Source organism: Bailinhaonella thermotolerans (genome assembly GCF_003594875.1).
Taxonomy (GTDB): domain Bacteria; phylum Actinomycetota; class Actinomycetes; order Streptosporangiales; family Streptosporangiaceae; genus Bailinhaonella; species Bailinhaonella thermotolerans.
Genome location: NZ_QZEY01000008.1, coordinates 255,710 through 279,951, shown reverse-complemented (window position 1 = coordinate 279,951; position 24,242 = coordinate 255,710). Strand labels below are relative to the sequence as shown.

23 protein-coding genes and 1 riboswitch are annotated in these 24,242 nt (G+C 72.9%); of the genes, 13 read left to right on the top strand and 10 right to left on the bottom strand.

Annotated features, from left to right (window positions below):
• Positions 1-23: 23 nt before the first annotated feature.
• The 4 genes from D5H75_RS22055 to pdhA form a co-directional block, all read right to left on the bottom strand.
• Complete coding sequence (locus tag D5H75_RS22055; protein ID WP_242454421.1) at positions 24-2,102, bottom strand: adenylate/guanylate cyclase domain-containing protein; 2,079 nt, start codon at positions 2,100-2,102, stop codon at positions 24-26.
• A gap of 178 nt (positions 2,103-2,280) precedes the next feature.
• Positions 2,281-3,768, bottom strand: coding sequence for a dihydrolipoamide acetyltransferase family protein (locus D5H75_RS22050; protein WP_119928389.1), 1,488 nt, complete (start codon positions 3,766-3,768; stop codon positions 2,281-2,283).
• 12 nt (positions 3,769-3,780) lie between these two features.
• Positions 3,781-4,764 (bottom strand): alpha-ketoacid dehydrogenase subunit beta, encoded by a 984-nt coding sequence (locus D5H75_RS22045; protein ID WP_119928458.1) that lies wholly within the window; start codon positions 4,762-4,764, stop codon positions 3,781-3,783.
• 2 nt (positions 4,765-4,766) lie between these two features.
• Positions 4,767-5,867, bottom strand: coding sequence for a pyruvate dehydrogenase (acetyl-transferring) E1 component subunit alpha (pdhA, locus tag D5H75_RS22040; RefSeq protein ID WP_119928388.1), 1,101 nt, complete (start codon positions 5,865-5,867; stop codon positions 4,767-4,769).
• A gap of 305 nt (positions 5,868-6,172) precedes the next feature.
• On the opposite strand from pdhA, the gene purS reads away from it, so the two are divergent.
• From purS to purL, 4 genes are all read left to right on the top strand, one after another.
• On the top strand, positions 6,173-6,415 hold the full coding sequence (gene purS / locus D5H75_RS22035) for a phosphoribosylformylglycinamidine synthase subunit PurS (protein WP_119928387.1): 243 nt from the start codon (positions 6,173-6,175) through the stop codon (positions 6,413-6,415).
• A 79-nt stretch (positions 6,416-6,494) separates the two neighbouring features.
• Positions 6,495-6,950 (top strand): ATP-binding protein, encoded by a 456-nt coding sequence (locus D5H75_RS22030; RefSeq protein ID WP_119928386.1) that lies wholly within the window; start codon positions 6,495-6,497, stop codon positions 6,948-6,950.
• A 240-nt stretch (positions 6,951-7,190) separates the two neighbouring features.
• Positions 7,191-7,871: a phosphoribosylformylglycinamidine synthase subunit PurQ gene (purQ, locus tag D5H75_RS22025; protein ID WP_119928385.1), complete on the top strand. Its 681-nt coding sequence runs from the start codon at positions 7,191-7,193 to the stop codon at positions 7,869-7,871.
• On the top strand, positions 7,868-10,126 hold the full coding sequence (purL, locus tag D5H75_RS22020) for a phosphoribosylformylglycinamidine synthase subunit PurL (RefSeq protein ID WP_119928384.1): 2,259 nt from the start codon (positions 7,868-7,870) through the stop codon (positions 10,124-10,126). Before purQ ends, purL begins: the two co-directional genes overlap by 4 nt.
• A gap of 215 nt (positions 10,127-10,341) precedes the next feature.
• Here purL and D5H75_RS22015 read toward each other — a convergent pair whose 3' ends face one another.
• The gene (locus tag D5H75_RS22015; protein ID WP_242454420.1) at positions 10,342-11,091 is read right to left on the bottom strand and encodes a class I SAM-dependent methyltransferase; all 750 of its coding nucleotides are present in this window, start codon (positions 11,089-11,091) and stop codon (positions 10,342-10,344) included.
• A 78-nt stretch (positions 11,092-11,169) separates the two neighbouring features.
• On the opposite strand from D5H75_RS22015, the gene D5H75_RS22005 reads away from it, so the two are divergent.
• Both D5H75_RS22005 and D5H75_RS22000 read left to right on the top strand, forming a co-directional pair.
• A complete protein-coding gene (locus D5H75_RS22005; RefSeq protein WP_202638379.1) occupies positions 11,170-11,961 on the top strand; it encodes a Type 1 glutamine amidotransferase-like domain-containing protein in 792 nt (263 codons plus the stop codon).
• A 120-nt stretch (positions 11,962-12,081) separates the two neighbouring features.
• The gene (locus D5H75_RS22000) at positions 12,082-12,375 is read left to right on the top strand and encodes a Dabb family protein (protein WP_119928382.1); all 294 of its coding nucleotides are present in this window, start codon (positions 12,082-12,084) and stop codon (positions 12,373-12,375) included.
• Here D5H75_RS22000 and D5H75_RS21995 read toward each other — a convergent pair.
• Positions 12,372-12,587 carry a DUF6458 family protein gene (locus tag D5H75_RS21995; protein ID WP_119928455.1) on the bottom strand — a complete coding sequence of 72 codons (216 nt, stop codon included), beginning with the start codon at positions 12,585-12,587 and terminating at the stop codon, positions 12,372-12,374. The genes D5H75_RS22000 and D5H75_RS21995 overlap by 4 nt on opposite strands.
• Before the next feature lie 150 nt (positions 12,588-12,737).
• A complete protein-coding gene (locus D5H75_RS21990; RefSeq protein ID WP_119928381.1) occupies positions 12,738-14,561 on the bottom strand; it encodes an acyl-CoA dehydrogenase in 1,824 nt (607 codons plus the stop codon).
• A 168-nt stretch (positions 14,562-14,729) separates the two neighbouring features.
• Between D5H75_RS21990 and D5H75_RS21985 the strand changes: the two genes are divergently transcribed.
• The 6 genes from D5H75_RS21985 (at position 14,730) to D5H75_RS21960 (ending at position 19,918) form a co-directional block, all read left to right on the top strand.
• On the top strand, positions 14,730-16,154 hold the full coding sequence (locus tag D5H75_RS21985) for an Nramp family divalent metal transporter (RefSeq protein WP_119928380.1): 1,425 nt from the start codon (positions 14,730-14,732) through the stop codon (positions 16,152-16,154).
• Between the two features lie 64 nt (positions 16,155-16,218).
• Positions 16,219-16,830: a superoxide dismutase family protein gene (locus D5H75_RS21980; protein ID WP_119928379.1), complete on the top strand. Its 612-nt coding sequence runs from the start codon at positions 16,219-16,221 to the stop codon at positions 16,828-16,830.
• A gap of 266 nt (positions 16,831-17,096) precedes the next feature.
• Complete coding sequence (locus D5H75_RS44530) at positions 17,097-17,951, top strand: class I SAM-dependent methyltransferase (RefSeq protein ID WP_119928378.1); 855 nt, start codon at positions 17,097-17,099, stop codon at positions 17,949-17,951.
• Positions 17,913-17,982, top strand: a riboswitch (guanidine-III (ykkC-III) riboswitch). Its footprint overlaps the gene before it by 39 nt.
• Before the next feature lie 17 nt (positions 17,983-17,999).
• Entirely contained in the window at positions 18,000-18,359 is a 360-nt protein-coding gene (locus D5H75_RS21970; RefSeq protein ID WP_479688599.1) for a DMT family transporter, read from the top strand.
• 76 nt (positions 18,360-18,435) lie between these two features.
• Positions 18,436-18,813 carry a VOC family protein gene (locus D5H75_RS21965; protein ID WP_119928376.1) on the top strand — a complete coding sequence of 126 codons (378 nt, stop codon included), beginning with the start codon at positions 18,436-18,438 and terminating at the stop codon, positions 18,811-18,813.
• Positions 18,814-18,967: 154 nt separating this feature from the next.
• Positions 18,968-19,918, top strand: a complete 951-nt coding sequence (locus D5H75_RS21960; protein ID WP_119928375.1) for an NADPH:quinone oxidoreductase family protein — start codon at positions 18,968-18,970, stop codon at positions 19,916-19,918.
• A gap of 32 nt (positions 19,919-19,950) precedes the next feature.
• On the opposite strand, the gene D5H75_RS21955 is transcribed toward D5H75_RS21960, so the two are convergent.
• A complete protein-coding gene (locus tag D5H75_RS21955) occupies positions 19,951-20,412 on the bottom strand; it encodes a hypothetical protein (RefSeq protein WP_147425243.1) in 462 nt (153 codons plus the stop codon).
• 73 nt (positions 20,413-20,485) lie between these two features.
• On the opposite strand from D5H75_RS21955, the gene D5H75_RS21950 reads away from it, so the two are divergent.
• Complete coding sequence (locus D5H75_RS21950; protein ID WP_119928373.1) at positions 20,486-20,935, top strand: GNAT family N-acetyltransferase; 450 nt, start codon at positions 20,486-20,488, stop codon at positions 20,933-20,935.
• A 105-nt stretch (positions 20,936-21,040) separates the two neighbouring features.
• Here the strand turns inward: D5H75_RS21950 and D5H75_RS21945 are convergent, their stop codons facing one another.
• Positions 21,041-23,089 carry a molybdopterin-containing oxidoreductase family protein gene (locus tag D5H75_RS21945; RefSeq protein WP_119928372.1) on the bottom strand — a complete coding sequence of 683 codons (2,049 nt, stop codon included), beginning with the start codon at positions 23,087-23,089 and terminating at the stop codon, positions 21,041-21,043.
• A gap of 84 nt (positions 23,090-23,173) precedes the next feature.
• Positions 23,174-24,070: an acyl-CoA desaturase gene (locus tag D5H75_RS21940; RefSeq protein WP_242454432.1), complete on the bottom strand. Its 897-nt coding sequence runs from the start codon at positions 24,068-24,070 to the stop codon at positions 23,174-23,176.
• Between the last annotated feature and the right edge of the window lie 172 nt (positions 24,071-24,242).

Genomic DNA, 24,242 nt, shown 5'->3' with positions numbered 1-24,242 from the left:
CGTCTCCTGTCGGTGCCCGGTCGTCAGATGTCGGCCCGCGCGGTCAGGACGTACGCCCTGACCGGCCGGGTCTTGCCCTTGAGATTCAGGTCCCCGAGCGGCGTGACCTCGGCGGCCCGGCCCAGCGCCGCGCGGGTGGCCTCGCCGATGACCACCTGGCCGGGCTCGGCGAGCCCCTGGAGCCGGGCCGCCACGTTCACCGCGTCGCCCATCGCGTTGAAGCCGCGCAGCTCCGGGCTGCCGATGTTGCCGACGAGCGCGGGCCCGGTGTTCACCCCGACCCGAAACCTCGGCCAGTCGGCCCGCCCGCGCGCGATCCGGTCCACCGCGCGCTGCATCTCCAGCGCGGCCCGTACGGCGTGCCGCGCGTGGTGCTCCTGGTCGGCGGGGGCGTTGAACAGCGCCAGCAGCGCGTCGCCCACGAACTGCACGATCGTGCCGCCGTTGCGCAGCACGCACGGCACGGCGGCCGTGTGGTAGGCGTTCAGCATGTCCACGATCTCGCCCGGCTCCACCCGCTCGGAGAACGTCGTGAACCCGCGCAGGTCCGCGAACAGCGCCGTGACCTCCTTGAGCGAGCCGCCCAGCGCCGCCTGGTCGGGGTCGGCGAGCAGCTTGGCGGCCACGTCGGGGGACATGTACTGCCGGAACAGCGTCTCCAGCTCGCGGTAGAGCCGGGCGTTCTCCAGCGCGATCGACAACTGGCTGGCCAGCATCGCCGCCAGCGCCTCGTCCTGCGCCGTCCGCGAGACCGGCACCTCCAGCGCGCCCGCGGGCTCCCCCTTCACGGTCAGCGGGTGCACGACGTAGCCGCCGCGGATCACCGGCCGGGCCAGCTCGCCCGTGGTGTAGGTGTCGGCGCCGATCCGGAGCCGGCCCCCGGACACGAGCCCGATCCGCACGTCGCCGAACGCCTGCCGTACCCGGTCCAGCATGCGGGTCACGAACTCGCCCTCGGACAGCCCCACCCGGGCCTGCCGCCCGATGTCCACCAGCGCCGCCAGCCGCTCGGACACCTCGCGCTCGGTGGCCAGCGCCCGCCCGGCCCGGCCCAGCACCGCCGCCTGCCCCTCGGTGAGCCCGAACGCCCCCGCGAGCCGGGGCAGCACGCCGGTGTCCTCGCCGCGCCGCAGCCGCAGCACCAGCTCCTCCAGCGCCTGGGCGTACTGCGCCCGGACGCGCCGCGCCGTGCCGCCGAGCGCGATCGCGTCGAAGATCCCGGCCGTGGAGCCCTCGCGGCGGAACTTGATGTACGCGCTGTAGGCCACGAACCCGAACGCGAACACGAGCAGGAGGTGCCACAGCCACCACGACAGGTGCCAGTTCCGCCCGAGCACGGCCGCCGCCATCGCCTCGGCCAGCAGCGCGAACGCGGTGACGATGCTGATCAGCATGGCCGCGGGGCGGCGGCGGTGCATCAGGTGGTACCGGAAGGCCGCCGCCGCGTAGAACACCACGCTGACGACGCCCAGCGCGAGCATCGCCCGCCCGCCCTCCCCGATGGGCCGGTCCAGCGGCGGCAGCAGCGCCAGCGACCACGCCGCCCACGCCACGAGCAGCCCGACCAGCCCGCCCCGCAGCCACCTGCGGTACCGCAGCACCCAGGGGCCCAGCGGCAGCGACGACACGAACGCCAGCACCGACCCCAGCGCCAGCCCGGTCGGCTGCGCGATGTCGAACCCGGCGTTGCCCCCCGGCACGAGGACCCCCGGCGTGGCCAGCGCGTGCAGCAGGAAGAACCCGGCGGTGAGCAGGAACACCAGCGAGACCAGGAACAGCCGGGCGTCCTCCCGCTGCGCCGCCGCCTCGCTCATCAGCGCCCCGACGGCGACGTTCACCGCCGCCACGGTCAGCACCAGCCAGAAGTGCGCGCCCGCGTGCGCCCAGGGCACGTCCAGCCGCTCCGGGTTGGCCAGCAGCAGCCACAGCCCCAGCAGCGGCACGGCCAGGTGGATCGCCCACACCACGGCCCGCACCGGCTGCCTGGCCGGCGGGAGGTACCCGTCCGCGCGGCTCTGCGGGTACGGCTCGCGCGAGCTCCGCCCGCGGGCCGCGGCCTCACGCCGCGCCACGTCGGGCCGGATGGGATCGGATCGGGCCAAGCCGCCCTCCGCAGGTAGGCCACTCCCGCGCCGGGCCGTGCGCCCGGCGCGGCACCCCCGCACCGATTATCGATCCCGCGCGGAGATCCGGCCAGGGACCCGCGGCGGAAGGGGACGGGGCTCCCTCTCCCCGTCCCCTCCTCAGACGCCCGTCAGGACCGGGCTCCTCCGGTGTCCGTCAGGACCAGGCGAGCATGCGGAGGGGGTCCTCCAGCATGGCGCCGACGTCGCGGAGGACGTAGGAGCCGAGTTCCCCGTCCACGACGCGGTGGTCGAAGGACAGGGCGAGGGTGGTCACCTTGCGGACCGCGAGCTCGCCGTCCACGACCCAGGGCATGTCGCGGATCTGGCCGATGGCCAAGATGGCGGACTCGCCGGGGTTGAGGATGGGCGTGCCGGTGTCCACGCCGAAGACGCCGACGTTGGTGATCGTGATGGTGCCGCCGCTCATGTCGGCGGGCTGGGTGCGGCCCGCGCGGGCCGTCTCGGTGAGGGCGGTGATCGCCCGGGCCAGGTCGGGCAGGGACAGCGTGTGGGCGTCCTTGATGTTGGGGACGACCAGGCCGCGGTCGGTCGCCGCCGCGATGCCCAGGTTCACGTAGTGCTTGACGACGATGTCCGGCTCTTCCCACGACGAGTTGATCATGGGGTGCTTGCGGGCCGCGACCAGCAGCGCCTTGGCGACCAGCAGCAGCGGCGACACCTTGACGCCCTCGAAGTCGGGCATCGCGCGCAGCCGCCGTACGGCCGCCATCGTCTCCGTCACGTCCACCTGGAGGAACTCGGTGACGTGCGGCGCGGTGAACGCCGAGGAGACCATCGCGGCGGCCGTGTGCTTGCGCACCCCCTTGATCGGGATGCGCTCCTCGCGGGCCTCCGCCGCCACGCGCGGCTGCCCCGCGGGGGCCGTGGCCTGACCTCCGGCGGCGGCGTGCACGTCCTCGCGGGTGATGCTCCCGCCCGGGCCCGTGCCGGTGATCGCCGACAGGTCCACGCCGAGGTCCTTGGCGAGCTTGCGCACCGGCGGCTTGGCCAGCACCGCCACCCGGCCCGCCCCCGCCGCGGGAGCCTGAGCGGGTACGGCCTGAGCGGGCTGCCGCGCGGGCGCCGGGGCGGGCCGCGCGGGCTCCGCCGGCGCGGGGGCCGGTTGCGAGGGAGCGGCCTGCGCGGGGGCCTGCGCCGCCGCGCTCGCGGAGGGCTGCGAACCGGCGGGGGCCTTGCGCGGGCGGCGCTTGGCGCTGGTCATCTTGACGCCGTAGCCGACCAGGACGGGCTGGCGCTCCTCCTTGGCCTTCGGCGCGGGGCTCCCGTGCATGCCGGGCTCGATCGCGCCCTCGGCGGGCGGGGACGGCACCATGTCGTCCTTGAGCGCGGCCGCCTGGGCGGGCGGCTCGGAGGCCGGGGCGGCCACGGCGGCGGAGCCGTCGCCGGAGGTGTCCACCGCGATGATCGGCGTGCCGACGTCCACCGTCGTGCCCTCGCCGACGTGCAGCGCCGACACCACGCCCTCGAACGGGCAGGGCAGCTCGACCATGGCCTTGGCGGTCTCGATCTCCACGATCGTCTGGTTGACCTCGACCCGGTCGCCGGGCTGCACGTGCCACTTGACGATCTCGGCCTCGGTCAGGCCCTCGCCGACGTCGGGGAGCTTGAACTCCTTGATCACTGACTCGCTCCTCTAGTACGCGAAGGTCCGGTCCACGGCGTCCAGCACGCGGTCGAGGTCGGGCAGGTAGTGCTCCTCCAGCCGGGAGGGCGGGTACGGCGTGGAGAAGCCGCCGACGCGCAGCACCGGGGCCTCGAGGTGGTAGAAGCACGCCTCGGTGACCCGGGCCGCGATCTCGCCGCCGAGACCGGAGTACACCGGCGCCTCGTGCGCGACCACGCAGCGCCCGGTCTTGCGCACCGAATCGAAGATCGTGGCCGTGTCGAGCGGGGAGAGCGTGCGCAGGTCGATGACCTCGACGGACCGCCCGTCCTCCTCGGCCGCGACCGCCGCCTCCAGCGCGGTCTTCACCATCGGCCCGTACGCCAGGAGGGTCACGTCGGAGCCCTGCCGTACGACCGAGGCGCGGTCGAACGGCATGGCCGCCGCCAGGTCCATCTCCAGGTCGACCTCGGCCTTCTCCCAGTAGCGCCGCTTGGGCTCGAAGAAGATCACCGGGTCGTCGGAGCGGATGGCCTGCTGGAGCATGGTGTACGCGTCCACGGGGTTCGCGCAGGCGACGACCCGCAGGCCGGCGGTGTGCGTGAAGTACGCCTCGGGGGACTCGCTGTGGTGCTCGACCGCGCCGATGCCGCCGCCGCACGGGATGCGCACGACGATCGGCAGCCTGATCGCGCCGAGCGAGCGCATCGGCATCTTCGCGAGCTGCGTGATGATCTGGTCGGCCGCCGGGAACACGAACCCGTCGAACTGGATCTCGCACACCGGGCGGAACCCGCGCAGGGCCAGGCCGATGGCCGTGCCGACGATCCCCGACTCGGCGAGCGGGGTGTCGATCACCCGGTCCTCGCCGAAGTCCTTCTGGAGCCCGTCGGTGACCCGGAAGACGCCGCCGAGCTTGCCGACGTCCTCGCCCATGACCAGGACCTTCGGGTCCTCCTCCATGGCGCGGCGGAGCCCGGCGTTGATCGCGCGCGCGAGCGTGAGCTGTGTCATCTTCACGCCACCTCCTCCTCGAAACCGGCGAGGTAGTCGGCGAACTGCGCGCGCTCCTCGGCGAGCAGCACGTGCGGGTGCGCGTACACGTGCTCGAACATCTCCATCGGGTCGGGGTCGGGCATCTCCAGGCAGCGCGTGCGCACGCTCTTGCCCAGCTCCGCCGCCTCGGCCTCGATCCGGTCGAAGAACTCCTGGTCGGCCAGCTCGTTCTTGAACAGGTAGGCCTTCACGCGCTCGATCGGGTCCTTGAGCTTCCAGGCCTCCAGCTCGGTCTCCAGCCGGTAGCGCGTGGGGTCGTCGGAGGTGGTGTGCGCGCCCATGCGGTAGGTGAACGCCTCGATGAGCGTGGGGCCCTGCCCCTCGCGGGCCGCCTGGAGCGCCTTCTTCGTGACGGCCAGGCACGCGAAGACATCGTTCCCGTCAACCCGGACGCCGGGAAAACCAAATCCCGAGGCGCGGCGGTAAAGCGGGATGCGCGACTGCTTCTCCAGCGGCTCGGAAATGGCCCACTGATTGTTCTGGCAGAAGAACACCACGGGCGCGTTGAACACCGACGCCCAGATGAACGACTCGTTGACGTCACCTTGCGAAGTCGCGCCGTCACCGAAATAGACGATGGTCGCCGCCTCGGCCCCGTCGCGCTGGATTCCCATCGCGTATCCGGTGGCGTGCAGCGTCTGGCTTCCGATGACGATCGTGTAGAGGTGGAAATTGTGTTCCGCCGGGTCCCAGCCCCCGTGGTTGACGCCGCGGAACAATCCCAGCAGCTTCACCGGATCGACCCCGCGGCACCAGGCGACGCCGTGCTCGCGGTACGTCGGGAAGGCCATGTCCTGCTCGGTGAGCGCGCGCCCGGAGCCGATCTGCGCGGCCTCCTGGCCCAGCAGCGAGGCCCAGATGCCCAGCTCGCCCTGGCGCTGGAGCGCGACGGCCTCCAGGTCCACGCGGCGGACCAGGACCAGGTCGCGGTAGAGGGACTTGACGTCCTCGGCCGTCAGGTCGAATTCGTAGTCGGGATGTTCGACCAGCTCACCCTCAGGGGTGAGGAGCTGGACGAGCTCGGGGGGTGCGTCTGCACCGCGAGAGGCGTCGACGGTCACGTGCCACTCCTGGTGTGCCTCGGGGCCCGCGCGGTCGGGATTGCCGTCGCGCCGGCCAGTGCTCCGGTCCGCCCCCGGTTCGACGTGGGACGGCCGCCTACCGTCATCGTGGCAGAGGTCACACCGGTGCGCGCAAGACCCCGTTCGCGGAGAATGCGAACCTTGTGCTCTCTGTCGGCGATCCGGCTCATACCTGGGACTTGCCCCGGCCGAGGGGGTCGCACACGGGGTCGCGTACGCCCGCGCACCCTTCCCTGGCGTACGCTTGCGGGGCGTAACCACCCCCGCTTACCAGGAGGAACCCTGTGGCGCGCGTCATCGTCGACGTCATGCTCAAGCCTGAGATTCTCGACGCGCAGGGGCAGGCCATCGCCCGCGCGCTGCCCCGGCTGGGCTTCACCGGCGTGGCCTCGGTACGCCAGGGCAAGCGTTTCGAGGTCGAAATCGACGGCCCCGCCGACGACGCGGCGCTCGCCGAAGTCCGCAAGATGGCCGAAACGCTCCTGGCCAACACCGTGATTGAGGACTTCACCCTCCGGGTCGAATAACAAGGCGGTCATTCAGCGATTACCGCCGCCGCAGCGGGGAAACCTTTGGAAGGTGACTCTGCAACAGCGGGAGGGGGTCGTGGACATCCGATTCTCCCTTACCCTGCCGCGTGAGCCGGCGGGGATTCCCGTCGTACGCCGGCTGCTGGGAGACGCGCTGCGTTCCGTCGGGGTGGCCGAGGAATGCGTGGCGGATATTCTCCTGGCCACCTCCGAGGCGTGTTCCAACGCGGTGCGCCACGGCGGGCCGACCGCGCGTTACGACGTGGACTTCCGTCTCGACGGGGGACGGTGCGTGCTGAAGATCAGGGATCGCGGGCGGGGGCTGTCCGTGGTGCCCGACGAGATGGTTCCTCCGCCGCCGGAGGCGGAGAACGGCCGGGGGATCCAGATCATGAAGGCCGTGGTCGACGACGTGGCGTTCGAGGACACCCCCGGCGCCGGCACCACGGTGTGGCTGAGGAAGCACCTCGCCTGGCAGGAGGACGCCCCCCTGCCGCAGCTCGAGCGCGAACTCGCCGCCCTGGCGAGCTGACCCGGGTTCCCCGCCGGACCCGGGCCGGCCGGCGCCGCGCCCCTCGCGCCGCCCCCGGCTCTCCCCTTCCCTCGTCGCTCCCCGCGCCGCCCTCCGTTCTCTCTTCTTCTCGCCGCCCCGGTTCTCGCCGCCCCCGCGCCGGGCCGTTCCCGCGCGGCGGGTCGGCCATCCCCTGCGCGGGCACGATTCCCCACCCGATAACCTGGGCGGACCGCTGCCGGACCTCCTAAGGACAGCACCATGAGCACTGCCCGGGTTGGCGTCATCACGTTCCCCGGCTCTCTTGATGATCGCGATGCGGCGCGTGCCGTACGGCTGGCGGAAGCGCGGGCCGTACCCCTGTGGCACGCGGACCCCGACCTGCACGGCGTGGACGCCGTGATCCTGCCGGGCGGGTTCTCCTACGGCGACTACCTCCGCGCCGGGGCCATCGCCCGATTCGCCCCCGTGATGCAGGAGCTGATCCCCGCGGCCCGCGCCGGGCTGCCGGTGCTCGGCATCTGCAACGGCTTCCAGGTGCTCTGCGAGTCGCACCTGCTGCCCGGGGCCCTCATCCGCAACGAGAACCTCCACTTCGGCTGCCACGACCAGCGCCTCCGCGTGGAGAACACCGAGACCGCCTGGACCTCGGAGTACTCCCCGGGCCAGGAGGTCGTCATCCCGGTCAAGAACGGCGAGGGCCGGTACGTCGCGGACGCGGCCACCCTGTCGGAACTGGAGCGCGAGGGCCGGGTCGTCGCCCGGTACCTCGGCGTCAACCCCAACGGCTCCATGAACGACATCGCGGGCGTCACCAACGAGGCCGGGAACGTCGTCGGCCTGATGCCCCACCCCGAGCACGCGATCGAGGAGCTCACCGGGCCCGGCACCGACGGGCTCCCCTTCTTCACCTCCGTCCTGAAGAGGCTTGTCAACGCATGAGCAGCGCCCCGCACATCGATTCCGTCTCGCGTGCCGCCGAGACGCCCGACGAGCGCCAGCCGTACGCCGAACTCGGCATGAAGACCGACGAGTACGTCCGGGTCAAGCACATCCTGGGACGCCGCCCCACCTCCTGTGAGCTGGCGATCTACTCGGTGATGTGGAGCGAGCACTGCTCCTACAAGTCGTCCAAGGTGCACCTGCGCCAGTTCGGGACGAAGGCCCCCGAGTCGGACGCGCTGCTGGTCGGCATGGGGGAGAACGCCGGCGTCGTGGACGTCGGCGACGGCTGGGCGGTCACCTTCAAGATCGAGTCGCACAACCACCCGTCGTACGTCGAGCCGTACCAGGGCGCGGCCACCGGGGTCGGCGGCATCGTCCGCGACATCATGTCGATGGGCGCGCGGCCCGTCGCGGTCATGGACTCCCTGCGCTTCGGCCCGGCCGACGCCCCCGACACCCGGCGCGTGCTGCCCGGCGTCGTGGCCGGCATCGGCGGGTACGGCAACAGCCTGGGCCTGCCGAACATCGGCGGCGAGGTGGTGTTCGACGAGTCGTACCTCGGGAACCCGCTGGTCAACGCGCTGTGCCTGGGAGTGCTCCGCAAGGACCAGATCAAGCTGGCGACCGCGCCGGGGCCCGGCAACAAGGTCGTGCTCTTCGGCAACCGCACCGGCCCCGACGGCATCGGCGGCGCGTCCGTCCTGGCGTCGGCCACCTTCGACGAGGAGTCCCAGGCCAAGCGCCCGAGCGTGCAGGTCGGCGACCCCTTCACCGAGAAGGTGCTGATCGAGTGCTGCCTTGAGCTGTTCGCGGCCGATGTGGTCGTGGGCATCCAGGACCTCGGCGCGGCCGGCGTCTCCTGCGCGACGACCGAGCTGGCCGCCAAGGGCACCGGCGGCATGGACGTGCGCCTGGACCTGGTGCCGCTGCGCGACGAGACGCTGCGGCCCGAAGAGATCCTGATGTCGGAGTCGCAGGAACGCATGATGGCGGTCGTCACGCCCGAGGACGTGGACCGCTTCATGGAGATCTGCGCCAAGTGGGACATGCCGGCCACCGTCATCGGCGAGGTCACCGACACCGGCCGCCTCCGCATGACCTGGCACGGCGAGCTGATCGTGGACATCCCGCCGGGCACCGCCGCCGACGAGGGCCCCGTCTACGACCGGCCGTACTCTCGCCCGCTCGACCAGGACGAGCTCCAGCGCCGCGACCCGGCCGGGCTCCCGCGGCCCGACGACCTCCGCGCCGAGCTGCTGAGGCTGCTGGGCTCGCCCAACCTGGCGTCCAAGGAGTGGGTGACCGCCCAGTACGACCGGTACGTCCGCGGCAACACCGTCCTGGCGACGCCCGCCGACGCCGGCCTCCTGCGCATCGACGAGGTCATGCCCGGCGCCGAGCCCTCCACCCGGGGCGTGGCCATCTCCACCGACGGCAACGGCCGCTACACCCGCCTCGACCCGTACGCCGGGGCCCAGCTCGCGCTGGCCGAGGCGTACCGCAACGTCGCGGCGGTGGGCGCGCGGCCGCTGGCGGTCACGAACTGCCTCAACTTCGGCTCCCCGGAGGACCCCGAGGTCATGTGGCAGTTCGCGGAGGCCGTGCGCGGCCTGGCGGACGCCTGCCAGACGCTCGGCGTCCCGGTGACCGGCGGCAACGTGAGCTTCTACAACCAGACCGGCTCCACGGCCATCCTCCCCACCCCGGTGGTGGGCGTCCTCGGCGTCATCGACGACGTGACGAACCGGGTGCGCCCCGGCTTCACCGAGGAGGGCGCGACCGTGCTCCTCCTCGGCGAGACCCGGGAGGAGTTCGGCGGCTCGGAGTGGGCGCACGTGGCCCACGGCCACCTCGGCGGCCTGCCCCCGGCGGTGGACCTGGCGGCCGAGCGCCGCCTGGCCGAGCTCATGGCCGCCGCCGCGGCCGAGGGCCTGCTCCTGGCGTCGCACGACCTGTCGGACGGCGGCCTGGCGATCGCCCTCGCCGAGTCCTGCCTGACCGGCCGGTACGGCTGCCGCGTGACCCTCCCCGCCGACCCCTTCGTGACCCTCTTCAGCGAGTCCACGGCCCGGATGCTGGTCGCGGTCAAGCCCGGCGCCGAGTCCCGCTTCGCCGAGCTCGCCGCGGGGATCGCCGTCACCGAACTGGGCCGCACCGGCGGCGACGCCCTCGTGATCGAGGACCTCTTCGAGATCTCGATCACCGAACTCCGGGAGACCCACACGTCCACCCTCCCGGCCATCTTCGACTGACGGCCGTCTCGCCGGCGGCCGGCCCCGGAAGCCCGCGTCCCCCCGGGGGGCGCGGGCTTCCGCGCGTCCGGGCCCGTCACGCGCCGCGCGGGCGTACGGCCGCGCCCGCCGTGCCGTACGGCTCCGCCGGGCCGCGCCGGTCCGCCGGGTCGGGGGAGAGGCGGGTCAGGGGGGTGAGACGGCCAGGGGTGAGGCGGGTCAGGGGGTGAGGCGGGTCAGGGGGTGAGGCGGGCGCCGATGATCTGGGTGAGGCCGTAGGCGCGGCGGCGGATGGCGGTGAAGCCGCGGTCGGCCAGGGCGTAGACCAGTTCGGAGCCGGTGAAGACGCGCATGCCGGCCAGGGCGCCGACGAGCCGCTGCGGGGTGTGCAGCGGCTCGGGGCCGCGGGCGCAGGAGGTCATGATGGCGATGCGGCCGCCGGGGGCGAGCACCCCGGCCATGCGGTCGAGCGCCCGGAAGGGCTCGTCGAACATGTTGAGCGCCAGAAAGCAGCAGACGGCGTCGAAGGTCCTGGGGGAGAAGGGCAGCTCCACGGCGTCACCCCGGACATAGGCCACATTGCGGGCGGAGGTCCCGGCGACCGCGCGCTCCAGCATCGGCGGCGAGGCGTCGAGCCCCACGACCAGCCCGTCCGGCCCGGCGGCGCGCGCCAGCTCCCGGGTGAAGTTGCCGGGCCCGCAGGCGACGTCGAGCACCGTGTCGCCCGGCCGTACGGCCAGCAGCTCGCGCGCCAGGCGGTACTCCTGGGCGGTGGTCGGGCCGGTCACCCCCTTGGCCAGCCCGGCCAGCAGCGGCCGCCAGTAGCGCTCGTAGATCAGCGGCACCACGCGCGTCCGCATCAGCGCCTCGCCCAGCCCGCTCGGCGGGTCCGGCCGCGTCCCCAGCAGGTCCAGGTAGCCCCGCGACACGTCGGCGCGCTCCGGCGCCGGGTCGAGCAGCCCGAGAATGCGGTCCCAGTCGGTCACGACGTCCTCCCATGATCACCGCGAGGCTTCCAGGCGTACCAGACCGGCGGGACCGGCACCCCCGGTTAGGGTTCCCGGATGCGGCTGTATCTGTCCTCCTTCCGCCTCGGAGACCGCCCCGACCGCCTCCTCGCCCTGCTCGCCGGCGCGACCGGTTCCGGGACCGCCGGGACCGCCGAACCCGGGACCGCCGGGACCGCCGGCGCGGGGATCGTCGGGACCACTGAGACCGCCGGGACCGCTGAGACCGCCGGGACCACTGAGACCGCCGGGACCGCCGGAGCGGGGATCGTCGGGACCACTGAGACCGCCGGGATCGCGGTGATCGCGAACGCCATGGACGCCCAGCCTCCCGGGGAGCGCCAGGCCGGGGTGCGGCGGGAGCTGAGGGCGCTCGCCGGTCTGGGCCTGCGCCCCTTCGAGCTGGACCTGCGCGACCACTACGGCGCCTCGCCCGCCGAGATCCGCCGGGCCCTGACCCGCGCCCCGGCCCTCTGGGTCCGTGGCGGCAACGTCTTCGTCCTCCGCCACGCCCTGGCCCGCAGCGGCGCCGACCGGGTCCTGCCCGCCCTCATCCGCGATGACGCCATCGTCTACGCCGGGTACAGCGCCGGCCCCTGCGTGCTGTCCCCGGACCTGCGCGGCCTCGACCGCTGCGACGACCCGGCCGAGGCCCCGGCTCCGCCCATCTGGACCGGCCTGGGCGTCCTCGACCGCCCCTTCATCCCCCACGTGGACTCCCCGGACCACCCGGAGTCGCCGGTCCTGACCGCCCTGGCCGCCGAGCATCGCGCCCGGGGCGTGCCCGTGCACGCGCTGCGCGACGGTCAGGCCCTGGTCGTCGAGGGAGCCACGGCCCGGGTCTGGTGACCCGTCCCGCGGCCGCCGTACGCCAGGGCCCGGAGCCGCACGTCAGGCGCGGGCGGGGGCGGGCCGGGGCGGCGGGGGCGGGAGCCGTACAGTGCTGTCGTTCGCAACCGAGGAGGACTGATGTTCAGGCACGTCGTGGTGTTCCGGTGGAAGGACGAGGCGTCGGAGGAGGCCCGGAGCCGGGTGGCGGCCGAGCTGGGGAGGCTGCCGGGGATCATCGGGGAGATCCGCCGCTACGAGATGGGGGCGGACGCGGGGGTGAACGAGGGGACGTTCGACTTCGCGCTGGTCGCGGACTTCGACGGCGTGGACGACTACCTGGTGTACCGGGACCATCCGGAGCACCGGAGGGTGATCGCGGAGTTCATCGCCCCGATCGTGGCGGAGCGGGCGTCGGTGCAGTACGAGGTCTAGACGCGCGGCGGGCCCTCGTTGTTCATGAGGTCGTCCTCGGCGGTGCGGCCCCGGCGGGTCATGAACAGGACGCTGAGGACCACCCCGATCCCGCCGACGACCATGAGGATGACCCCCATGTTCTGGATGTCGATGCCGGGGACCTCGGCCGTTATGGCGAAGCGGAGGATCGCGCCGAGGGTGATCAGGAAGATGCTTACGCCTATGCCCATGACCGCGACCTCCAAATGGTGAAAGCGCGGACGCCGACGGCATCCGCGCTCACATTACCAACCGGGCGTGATCTTGCAGTACTTTCCGTAAGGCCACGCCCGGCTCCCGTTCGGGGGCGCCCGGAGATCAGATCCGGGGCCGCCCACCGATCAGAAGGCCTCCTCCGGGAGGTCCATCAGGTCCAGGCCGGTGCCGGCGACGATGGCGCGCTCGCTCGCCAGGCGGGGCAGGACCGAGCGGGCGAAGAACGACGCCGCCGCGACCTTGCCGGTGTAGAACGCCTTGTCGTTGTCGGACTCGCCGAGGCGGGCGAGCGCGACCTCGGCCTGGCGGAGGAGGAGCCAGCCGATGACCAGGTCGCCGAGGGCGAGCAGGAAGCGGGTGGAGTTCAGGCCCACCTTGTAGACCTCGCGCGGGTTCTCCAGCGAGCCGATCGCCCAGCCGGCCATCGTGTCGCCCATGGCCTTGACGTCGGCGAGGGCGGCGGCGAGCAGGGCGCGCTCCTCCTTGAGGCGGCCGTTGCCGGCCTCGGAGCCCGCGAACGCCTTGATCTCCTCGGCCAGCCTGCCGAGCGCGCGGCCCTGGTCGCGGAGGATCTTGCGGAAGAACAGGTCCAGGCCCTGGATCGCGGTCGTGCCCTCGTAGAGGGTGTCGATCTTGGCGTCCCGGATGTACTGCTCGATCGGGTACTCCTGGAGGTACCCGGACCCGCCGAGCGTCTGCAGCGAGGTCGCCAGCAGCTCGTACGACCGCTCGGAGCCGACGCCCTTGACCAGCGGCAGGAGCAGGTCGTTCATGGCCTCGGCGTCGTGGTCGGTCTCCCCGCGCGCGGCGGCGAGCAGCACGTCGTCCTGGAAGGTGGCGGTGTAGAGGACCAGCGCCCGCATGCCCTCGGCGTACGCCTTCTGGAGCATCAGCGAGCGGCGCACGTCCGGGTGGTGGGTGATGGCGACGCGCGGCGCGGTCTTGTCCGTCATCTGCGTCATGTCGGCGCCCTGGACGCGCTCCTTGGCGTACTCGAGCGCGTTGAGGTAGCCGGTGGAGAGGGTGGCGATCGCCTTCGTGCCGACCATCATGCGGGCGTGCTCGATGATCATGAACATCTGCTTGATGCCCTCGTGCACGTCGCCCACGAGCGTGCCGACCGCCGGGTGCGTCTCGCCGAAGGTGACCTCGCAGGTCGTGGAGACCTTCAGGCCCATCTTCTTCTCGACGTTGGTGACGTAGACGCCGTTGCGCTCGCCGAGCTCACCGGTCGAAAGGTCCACGTGGTACTTCGGCACGAGGAACATCGACAGGCCCTTGGTGCCCGGGCCGTGGCCCTCGGGGCGGGCCAGCACGAGGTGGAAGATGTTCTCCGACATGTCGTGCTCGGCGCTGGTGATGAAGCGCTTGACGCCCTCGATGTGCCAGGTGCCGTCGGGCTGCTGTACGGCCTTGGCCCGGCCGGCGCCCACGTCGGAGCCGGCGTCCGGCTCGGTGAGGACCATGGTGGCGCCCCAGTTGCGCTCGATCGCCAGCTCGGCGAAGCGCTTCTGCTCCGGGGTGCCCAGCTTCCACAGGGTGTACGCGAAGTTCGGGCCCGCGGCGTACATGTAGAGCGCGGGGTTGGCGCCCAGGACCATCTCGGCGAGCGACCAGGCGAGCGTGCGCGGGATGCCGGGGCCGCCCAGGTCCTGCGGCAGGTCGAGGTGGGCCCAGCCGCCGTTGATCAGCGCCTGGTAGGACTTCTTGAAGCCCTCGGGGACCTTCACCGTCTTCGTCTCGGGGTCGAAGACCGGCGGGTTGCGGTCGCCCTCCTCGAAGGACTCGGCCAGCACGCCGGTGGCCAGGTTGTTCATCTCCTTGAGGAGCTCCCTGGCGACGTCCTCGTCCACTTCGGCGAACGGGCCGGCGCCCAGGATCTCCTGGCGACCGAAGACCTCGAAGAGGTTGAACTCGGTGTCCCGAAGGTTGCTCTTGTAGTGGCCCATGAGGCTCTCTCCTTGACCGGGGGCGCCCGCCGCGGGAGACGGGGATGTTACGTACTGGTCAGTAACCTTACTCATGATGCTACCCACGGGTAACCACTGGCAACCACCGGCAGGTGGGATGACGCACACGCGAGGGTAGAGATCCCGGACGACCCCCGGGAGGCCTGAATGCGCGCCACAGACGTCGTCCCCCGATTCCCCACGGCGAAGGGCCGGCTGCCGGACACCGCGGTCGCCGACCTGCCCGAACCCCAGCCGCTGCGCCGGGCCCTCGGTCCCGGGGTGATCGCGGCCGGGGTCGGCCTGGCATCCGGCGAATTCGTCATATGGCCGTACATATCGGCGAATGTGGGACTCGTCTTCCTCTGGGCGGCGGTGGTCGGGGTCACCGCCCAGTACTTCCTCAACATGGAGATCGAGCGTTACACCCTCGCCACCGGCGAGACCGCCCTCACCGGCTTCAGCCGCCTCTGGCGCCACTGGGGCCTGCTCTTCGCCCTGCTCGCCGTGCTCGCCAACATCTGGCCCGGCTGGGCGACCAGCTCCGCCACCGTCCTGTCGTACGCCACGGGAGGGTGGGACATCACACTCGTCGCGGTCGCCGAGCTGGTCGTGATCGGGCTCGCGCTCACGCTGTCGCCGGTGGTCTACCGCACGGTCGAGGCGACCCAGTTCCTCAAGGTCGGCGCGGTCGTGGTGTTCCTGGTGATCGCGGTCTTCCTGGTCGTCACGGGGGACGCCTGGCGCGGCCTGGGCCAGGCCGTCACCCACGCCGGGCAGATACCCGCGGGGCTCGGGGCCGCGCTGGTGCTGGGCGCGATGGCCTTCGCCGGGGCCGGCGGCGGGCAGAACCTCGTGCAGAGCAACTGGATCCGCGACAAGGGCTTCGGGATGGGCGCCCGGATCCCGCGCCTGGTCTCGCCCGTGACCGGCGAGGACCAGGCGGCCCCCGCGACCGGGTACGTCTTCCGGCCCGACGAGGAGAACCTGCGGCGGTGGCGCGGCTGGTGGAAGGTGGCCAACACCGAGCAGCTCGTCTCGTTCGTGGCGATCACCATCTTCACGATCTTCCTGATGTCGCTGCTGGCCTACTCCACGGTCTTCGGGACCGGGGTGAAGAACGACGTGACGTTCCTGCGGGCCGAAGGGCAGGTGCTCAACGACCGGGTGAGCGGGTTCGGGACGTTCTTCTGGGCGATCGGGGCCGTCTCGCTGTTCGCCGCGAGCATGGGCATCTGCGACTACGTCGGCCGCATGGTCGCCGACATCCTCAAGACCGTCTACCTGTCGGGCAGCCGCGTCTGGACCGAGAGCCGGATCTACTCCCTGGTCGTGTGGTTCATCGTGCTCTTCGGCATCGCCATGATCACGCTCGGGTTCGACCAGCCGCTCACGCTCCTGGTGATCTCCGCGAGCGTCGGCGGGATCATGATGTTCCTGTACTCCGCCCTGCTGGCCTGGCTCAACCGGCGCGCGCTGCCGGGCCCGATCCGGATCCGGGGGTACCGCCTCGTGGTCGTGCTCGTCGTGTTCGCGTTCTTCGGGTACTTCTCGGTCGTCACCCTCATCGACCAGATCGCCAAGCTGACCTAGCGAATGCCGTACCGGCCGGGCGTTTCGCGGGGTGATCACATGATCACTGTGTGACAGTGTGGGCATGCGTATCCTCATCGCGGCGGTCCTGGTGGCGGCGGCCGGATGCGGTGGCGGCAACGCCCCGCTGGAGGCCGGGCGCCCGCAGAAGGCCACCCCGCGCCCCACCGTCTCGCCGCAGCCGGTCAAGCTGTCGGCGGCAGGCACGTTCCGCCCCTGGTCGGAGGGGGTGGACGACATCGCGTACGACGAGAAGCTCGTGCCCCGGGACGCCCGGGCCACGGTCAGCGTCGCCTCCTTCGCCGGGGGCACCGTGTCCTCGTTCAGCGTCCACGGGCTGCTGCCCGGGCGCGACTACGGCGTGCACCTGCACGTCAATCCGTGCGGGCGCGACCCCAAGGCGGCCGGGCCGCACTTCCAGCACAAGGCCGACCCGCACCCCCACCAGGGCATGTCGGTGGACCCGGCCTACGCCAACCCGCGCAACGAGGTCTGGCTCGACGTGCGCACCGACGAGAACGGCGAGGCGGCCACCACCGCCAGCCAGGACTGGCCGCTCAAGGCGGACCGGATCCCGCGCGCCCTCGTCATCCACGCCGAGAAGACCAGGACGCGCAAGGGCGAGGCGGGCATGGCCGGCGCCCGCGTCGCCTGCATGACCCTCACCCCGTCCTGACCCGCGCCCGTCCCGGCCTCGCCCCGCGCCCGCCGTACGGCACGCCGGCCCGTGATCCGGGTCGTACGGCGGGGCGTCCGCCCGCCCGTGCCGCAACGGTGAGCGGTCACCCGTGCCGTACGGCGAGCGGTCACCCGTGCCGTACGGCGAGCGCCCGCCGGGCCGCGCCGAGGCGGCGGCGAAGCACACTGAGACCGCGGCGAAGGCCGTACGCCCACGGCGGACGGGGCGGCGGGGCGGGTGGGGCGGGGGTTAGGGTCGCGGGCATGGAGACCGCCGACCAGTCCGGCCTCGCCGCGCTCGGCCGCCGCTGGCGCGAGGACCTCGGCCGCTGGGGGATCCCCGAGGAGATCCTGGCCCAGGCCGCCGAGTCGCCGTGGCGGCACAGCCCCGGCCGGTTCGCCCGGCGGGCGGAGAAGGCGCTCGCCCGCCGCGGGGGCCCCACCCACGACCGGGCCAGAGAGGCGCTGCCGGAGGGCGGCACGGTGCTCGACGTCGGCGCGGGGGCGGGCGCGGCGAGTCTGCCGCTCGCGCCCGGGCTGCTGATCGCCGTGGACACCTCCGCCGAGATGCTGGCCGAGCTGACCCGCAAGGCCGCCCCGCTCGGGGTCCGGGTGGAGACGGTCGAGGGGCGCTGGCCCGACGTGGCCGGCGAGACGGGCGCGGCGGACGTCGTGGTCTGCGCGCACGTCGTCTACAACGTGCCGGACCTGCCGGAGTTCTTCGCGGCGCTGTCCGCCAGGGCACGCCGCCGCGTCGTGGTGGAGCTGACCCCGCGGCACCCCATGAGCTGGCTGAACCCGCTGTGGAAGCATTTCCACGACCTGGAGCGGCCGGTCTCGCCGACCGCCGAGGACGCGGCTGCGATCGCCCGCGCCCTCGGCCACGCCGTGCGCGTCGAGACCGCCGAGCGGGCGCCCGACCCCGGGGAGACCCTGGACGATCGGGCCGCCCAGGCCGCCCGGCGGCTGTGCCTGCCGCCGGAGCGGGCCCCGGAGGTGGCGCGGGTGGTGGAGGCGCTGGGCATGTGGCCGGAGCCCCCGTCGGGAACAGTGACGCTGTGGTGGGACGTTCAGCCCGATGACGCCTCCGTGCCACGGGGCGTCCCGGACGAGGAGTGAGCGCCGTACCCGGTTCGAAAGACGACGCTCGCGGGGTGTGATCGACCGATCCCCCGCAGGACTCGTCATCGAAGGGGGACGACCACCATGGCGTGGCTCCTGCTCATCCTGGCCGGCCTGTTCGAGGTCGGCATGGCGCTCTGCCTCAAGCTCAGCGACGGCTTCTCCCGCTGGCTCCCGGCCGTCGGCGTGCTCGGCTTCGGCGGCCTCAGCTTCACCCTGCTCGCCCTGGCCCTGCGGCAGCTCGAAGTGGGCACGGCGTACGCCGTGTGGACCGGCATCGGCGCGCTGGGCACCGCGGTGCTCGGCATCCTCCTCATGGGCGACCAGGCGTCGCCGCTGAAGATCGCGTCCCTGGTCCTCATCGTGCTCGGGGTCATCGGCCTCAATCTCGCGGGCGCTCACTGAGGCGGTCTCCGGGACCGGCGCGACACGGACGCAACCCGTTTTGACACGTTTACCGGTGTCGCTGTTGGGTTGCCCCATGGAGATTCACGCGATCACGTTCGACGTCGCCGACCCGTACAAGATCGCCTCGTTCTGGAGCGAGGCGATGGGCTGGCCGATGGAGGAGGGCTCGGAGCCGGGCGCCGACGACGTGTGGCTGATCCCCGAGGGGTCGCCGCCCGTGCTGTTCCAGCGGGTGCCGGAGGGCAAGATCGCCAAGAACCGGGTCCACCTCGACATCATGCCGAGCGCGGGGCGGTCCCGTGACCAGGAGGTCGAGCGGATGTTCTCGCTGGGCGCCACCGCCCTCGGCGACTTCCGCACCGAGGACGGCAAGGGCTGGGTGACCATGCTCGACCCCGAGGGCAACGAGTTCTGCGTCGTGCGCGGCAACCACGAGCGCGTCAACGACTGATCATCAGGCCCTTGCCCGGACCTCGTCCGGCGTGCTTCGCTGACGCCGTGACAGAGGCGAGCGCTTCGGCGCCGGTTGGGATCGCGGATCCGCGGGTGCGCGCCATCGGCGCCGCCCGGCGGTCCAGGGGGCTCGGGCGCGTGGCGGAGGCGGCGTGAGCCGGGCGATCGTCTGCGCCGAGTTCGGGCCGCCCGAGAAGCTGACGCTGACCGAGGTGGACACGCCGGTCCCGGGCCCTGGACAGGTGCTCGTGGCCGTGGAGGCCGCCGGGGTCAACTACGTGGACGGGCTCATGGTCGGCGGCGGCTACCAGCTCAAGCCGCCGTTGCCGTTCACGCCGGGCAGCGAGGTCGCCGGGGTGATCACCGCCGGCGACGGGCCGGTCGGGACGCGGGTCGTGGTCTTCTGCGGCCTCGGCGGGTTCGCGACCCACGTGGTCGTGCCCGCGGCACAGGCCGTGCCCGTGCCGGACGATCTGGACGTCACCCGGGCCGCCACGTTCATCCAGAGCTATTCCACCGCGTTGTACTCCCTGCGCGACCGGGGCGGGCTGCGCGAGGGCGAGCGGGTGCTCGTGCTCGGCGCCGGGGGCGGCGTCGGGCTGGCGGCCGTGCAGGTGGCCAAGGCGATGGGCGCCGACGTGCTGGCCGGGGCCTCCTCGGCGGCCAAGCGGGCGCTCGCGCGCGAGGCCGGGGCCGACGAGGTGCTCGACACCGCGGCCGAGGACGTGAAGGCCGTGGCCCGCGCCTGGGGTGTGGACGTGGTCGTCGATCCCGTCGGCGGGCCGCTGGCCGAGGCCGGGCTGCGGGCGCTGCGCGAGGGCGGCCGGTTCCTCGTGGTCGGCTTCGCCTCAGGGACGATCCCCGCGCTCCCGCTCAACCAGGTGCTCCTGCGCAACCGCTCCGTCGTGGGCGTGGACTGGGGCGCGTGGTCGATGTCCCGCCCCGCCGACCAGGCCGCCCTCCTGTCGGACCTGCTCGGCATGGCGGCCGGGGGCCTGCTGACCCCGGTCGCGCCCGAGGTCCGCCCCCTCGCGGAGGCCGGGCGGGCGATGGCGGACCTGCTGGCCCGCCGTACCACCGGCAAGATCGCCCTGGTGCCCTAGGGCGCCCCGCCGGGGCCCGCGCCGCCGTACGGCTAGCGCGGGCCGCGCTTGCGGGTGGCCGCGACGGCGACGCCGACGACGACGAGGACGAACAGGGCGCGCCAGAGGGAGTCCCAGATCGCGCCGAACGGGCCCTCCGCGCCGGTCACGAGCTGGAGCGGGTAGTTGAGCGCGGCCGTGGCGGCGGCGGGCCACAGGGCGAAGCGCCACGGGTTCTCCCGCGCCCAGGCGCGGGCGCGGTCGGTCACCCTGTCGGGGGCGACGGCGTTGCGCACCGCGCCGATCGAGGAGACGAGGAAGAACAGGCTGAGCCCGAAGCCGGCCGCGCTCCCGAGGCTGGCGTCGCCCGGCAGGACGACCCCGATGGCGTACGAGATCGCGGCCACGCCGCCGCCGGTGATCGCCGCCGCCTTCCACGGGGCGCCGCGCAGCGCCGCGCCGGACAGGGACATCTCTTCGCGGCGGGACGGTTCACGGCGAGACAGTTCGTTCATGCCATCCAGAGTGCGCCCGCGGGGTCCATGACCACATCAGGGAAGCCCCTGAGCCTTCCCCTAGGCTCTCCCCATGTCCGTCATCTTCCGACTCGCCCGTCGTGACGACGTGGCCGCGATCGTGGCCCTGCTCGCCGACGACGTCCTCGGGGCCGGCCGGGAGGCCGCCGCCGACCTGGACGTATACCTTCGCGCCTTCGACGCCGTGGCCGCCGACCCGAACAACGAACTGATCGTCGCCGACGCCGGCGGCGAGGTCGCGGGCACGATGCAGCTCACCTTCATCCCGGGGTTGTCCCGGAGCGGGACGCTGCGGGCGCAGATCGAGGCGGTGCGCGTGGCGGCGGACCGGCGCGGCGAGGGCCTGGGCCGGACCATGATCGAGTGGGGGATCGCGCGGGCCGCCGAGCGCGGCTGCGGGCTGGTGCAGCTCACCACCGACAAGAAGCGGCCGGACGCGCTGCGCTTCTACGAGTCCCTCGGCTTCACCGCCTCCCACGAGGGGCTGAAGCTGGCCCTGTAGGCCCCCGGCGGATCGCCGCCGGGCACCTCCGCCAGCCCCCAGACCCAGCCGGCCCCCCGGACCCCGTCAGATCCCCTCCGGCCCCGTCAGCCTCCTCCGAGGGCGTCAGATCGCGGCGAGGTCCACGCGGTTGTCGTGGTAGAGCGGGCCGCGCGCCAGGTCGGCGTCCCGCTCGTCCACGGTCGCGTTGACGTTCGCGCCCCCGGTGAGCTTCGGCCAGTGCCCCTTCGGGCTGGCCACCACGCCGGGCCGTACCCGGTCGGTGATCTCGACCTCGGCCTCGAAGCCGCCCCGGGCGTTGAACACGCGCACGCGCTGCCCGTCGGCCAGGCCCTTGGCCGCCGCGTCGTCCGGGTGCACCATCACGCGCGGCCCCTTGGCGCGCCGCCGCAGCTCGGGGTTGTTGCCGAAGACCGTGTTCAGGAACGTGTGCGACGCCGGGGTGATCATCGCGAAGGGGTACGGCGACGCGGTGTCCAGCGCCTCCGCCGGCGGGGTGTAGCCGACGACGGGGTCCAGGCCCCGTGCCGCCGCGTCCTCCGAGACGAACTTCAGCCTGCCGGTGTCGGTCGGGAAGCCCTCGGCGTACGGCAGGAACGGCTCGGGCAGCGACAGCCGCACGAAGCCCTCCTTGCGCAGCCGCTCGACCGTGATGCCCTCCAGCGCGCGGTGGCGGGAGGACAGCAGCAGCTCGGCGATCTCCTCGTCGGTCCGGTAGAGGGCGGGCTCGGTCAGGCCCAGGCGCCGCGCGAGACGCCGGAACGTCTCGGTCGTGGACAGGCACTCGCCCGGCGGCGGGACGGCGGGCTCGTTCCAGTTCAGGTACAGGTGCCCGTAGCCGTTGTTCAGGTCGGTGTGCTCGTGCTGCATGGTCGCGGGGAGCACGATGTCGGCGTAGTCCACGGTGTCCGTCGGGAACTGCTCCATGACCACGGTGAACAGGTCCTCGCGGGACAGGCCCGCCCGGATCCGGTTCTGGTCGGAGGTGCTGGCGACCGGGTTCGCGGCGGTCACGATCAGCGCCTTGACCGGCGGGTCGGACAGGTCCAGCAGGCCCTCGGCGAGCCGGGTCATGGCGAGCGTGCGGACGGGCCGTTCGAGCAGGTCGTCGCGCATGACCGCGCCGGTGTTGAGGGGGAAGTGGCCGGAGGTGGAGTACGACAGGCCGCCGCCGCGGTGCCGCCAGTCGCCGGTGACCGCGGGGATGCAGGCCAGCGCCCGCATCGCCGCGCCGCCGCCCGCGTGCCGCTGGACGCCCATCGTGGCCCGGATCGCGGTCGGCCGCGTCTCCGCCAGCCGCTCGCCGAGGGCGACGACGCGCTCCTCGGGCAGGCCGGTGATCGCGGCCGTCCGCGCCGGGGTGAACTCGGCGAGGCGTTCGGCGAAGCGGTCCCAGCCCTCGGTGTGGTTCTCGATGAACTCGCGGTCGTGGGCGCCCTGGCGTACGACGATGTGCATCAGGCCCAGGGCGAGCGCGGCGTCGGTGCCGGGCAGCGGGGCCAGGTGCTCGTGCGCGCGGTCGGCGGTGCGGGTGCGGATCGGGTCGATCGCGACGATGTGCGCGCCCGCCCGGTCGGCGTCCTGGATGAACTTCCACAGGTGGTGGCCGCTGGTCAGGGTGTTCGTGCCCCAGAGCAGGATCAGCCGGGAGTGGGCGAGGTCCTGCGGGTCCAGCCCTCCGGGGTTGCCCATCGCCTGCCGGATGCCGGTGTTGCCGGCGGCGGAGCAGATGTTGAGGTCGTGGTGGGACGCGCCGAGCACGTTCCACAGCGCGCGGCCCGCGTAGGAGCCCTCGCCCTGGATGAAGCCGAGGGTGCCGGTGCCGAAGTACGGCCAGATGGCCTCGCCGCCGTGCTCGTCGATGATCGCGCGGAGCCGTACGGCGATCTCGTCGAGGGCCTCGTCCCAGGTGATGCGCTCGAAGCGGCCCTCGCCCTTGGCCCCGACGCGGCGCATCGGGTACAGGATGCGGTCCTCGGCGGCGGCGTGCTCCAGCCACCGGTTGACCTTCACGCACAGCGCGCCGCGGGTGTACGGGTGGTCGGGGTTGCCGCGCAGCCTCGTCGCGACGCCGTCCTTGACCGTGACCGTCCATGAGCACCCGTCGGGGCAGTCGAGGGGGCACGCGCCGATGACGTTCAACTCCGAGCTCATGTCCCGAAGGTACCGCCACGCCTTCTTTGCCGGGCAACCGGCTATTTCATCCGATCTCGTACGGCTGCCGCCCGCCGGGGACCGTCAGAGGCGCTTGGCGGCGAGGCGGTCCGGGTTGGGCCAGCGGACGTCGTGGGCCCAGCCGAGGCGCTCGAAGACCTTGATCAGCCAGGCGCTGGGGTCCACCTGGCCCTTGAGCGCGCCGTGGCGGGCGCTCGTGGGGTCGGCGTGGTGGAGGTTGTGCCAGGACTCGCCGAGGGAGACCACGGCCAGCCACCAGACGTTGCGCGAGCGGTCGCGGACCTCGAAGTGCTTCTCGCCGAAGGTGTGGCAGATGGAGTTGATCGACCAGGTGACGTGGTGCTGGGCGAAGATCCGGACGAGCCCGGCCCAGAAGTACGCCGTGAGCGCGCCCTTCCAGGACATCGTGATCAGGCCGCCCAGCAGCGTCGGCAGCGCCAGCGAGGCCAGGATGACCGGCGCGTACGCCAGGTCCAGCGACATGCGCCGGATGTCCCGGTCCGCGAGCAGGTCCGGCGCGAACCGGCGGCGCGACGTGCGCTCGCCGCTGAAGAGCCAGCCGACGTGGGCGTGGATCAGCCCCTTGGTCAGGCCCTTCCACCCGGGCCCGAACCGCCAGGGGGAGTGCGGGTCGCCCTCGCGGTCGGAGTACATGTGGTGCCGCCGGTGGTCGGCCACCCAGCGCACGACCGGCCCCTGCAGCGACATGCCGCCCGCGATCGCCAGCGCGATCCGCAGCGGCCGCTTCGCCTTGAACGAGCCGTGCGTGAAGTGCCGGTGGTAGCCGACCGTGATCCCGAACCCGGTGATCAGGTAGAAGACCGCGAAGAGGATGACGTCGGTCCAGCCCAGGCCCCACCCCCAGGCGAACGGCACGGCCCCGAGCACGGCCGCGAACGGCACGAGCACGAACAGCGCGACCATCACCCGTTCGAGGCGCGGCGCGGGCTGGGCCGACAGATCACGGCTCCGGTCCCGGCCCGCCGCTCCCGGTGCCGAGGACCCCGGCGGGGCCGAGCGCGCGGTCGCCTCCGGCGCTGGGAGGTCCGTGGACGCTGTGGGGTCCGTGGACGCTGTGGGGTTCGTGGGCACTGTGGGGTTCGTGGGCACTGTGGGGTCCGTCGGCGCTGTG

Excerpts from the sequence above, each read along its gene's own strand:
- D5H75_RS21945 (WP_119928372.1), bottom strand. The coding sequence starts at position 23,089 with ATGAGCTCGGAGTTGAACGTCATCGGCGCGTGCCCCCTCGACTGCCCC.
- D5H75_RS21995 (WP_119928455.1), bottom strand. The coding sequence starts at position 12,587 with ATGGGCATAGGCGTAAGCATCTTCCTGATCACCCTCGGCGCGATCCTC.
- D5H75_RS22005 (WP_202638379.1), top strand. The coding sequence starts at position 11,170 with ATGCGGCTGTATCTGTCCTCCTTCCGCCTCGGAGACCGCCCCGACCGC.
- D5H75_RS21985 (WP_119928380.1), top strand. The coding sequence starts at position 14,730 with ATGCGCGCCACAGACGTCGTCCCCCGATTCCCCACGGCGAAGGGCCGG.
- D5H75_RS21980 (WP_119928379.1), top strand. The coding sequence starts at position 16,219 with ATGCGTATCCTCATCGCGGCGGTCCTGGTGGCGGCGGCCGGATGCGGT.
- purL (WP_119928384.1), top strand. The coding sequence starts at position 7,868 with ATGAGCAGCGCCCCGCACATCGATTCCGTCTCGCGTGCCGCCGAGACG.
- D5H75_RS21990 (WP_119928381.1), bottom strand. The coding sequence starts at position 14,561 with ATGGGCCACTACAAGAGCAACCTTCGGGACACCGAGTTCAACCTCTTC.
- D5H75_RS21965 (WP_119928376.1), top strand. The coding sequence starts at position 18,436 with ATGGAGATTCACGCGATCACGTTCGACGTCGCCGACCCGTACAAGATC.
- D5H75_RS22045 (WP_119928458.1), bottom strand. The coding sequence starts at position 4,764 with ATGACACAGCTCACGCTCGCGCGCGCGATCAACGCCGGGCTCCGCCGC.
- D5H75_RS44530 (WP_119928378.1), top strand. The coding sequence starts at position 17,097 with ATGGAGACCGCCGACCAGTCCGGCCTCGCCGCGCTCGGCCGCCGCTGG.
- D5H75_RS21950 (WP_119928373.1), top strand. The coding sequence starts at position 20,486 with ATGTCCGTCATCTTCCGACTCGCCCGTCGTGACGACGTGGCCGCGATC.
- D5H75_RS22000 (WP_119928382.1), top strand. The coding sequence starts at position 12,082 with ATGTTCAGGCACGTCGTGGTGTTCCGGTGGAAGGACGAGGCGTCGGAG.
- D5H75_RS21955 (WP_147425243.1), bottom strand. The coding sequence starts at position 20,412 with ATGAACGAACTGTCTCGCCGTGAACCGTCCCGCCGCGAAGAGATGTCC.
- purQ (WP_119928385.1), top strand. The coding sequence starts at position 7,191 with ATGAGCACTGCCCGGGTTGGCGTCATCACGTTCCCCGGCTCTCTTGAT.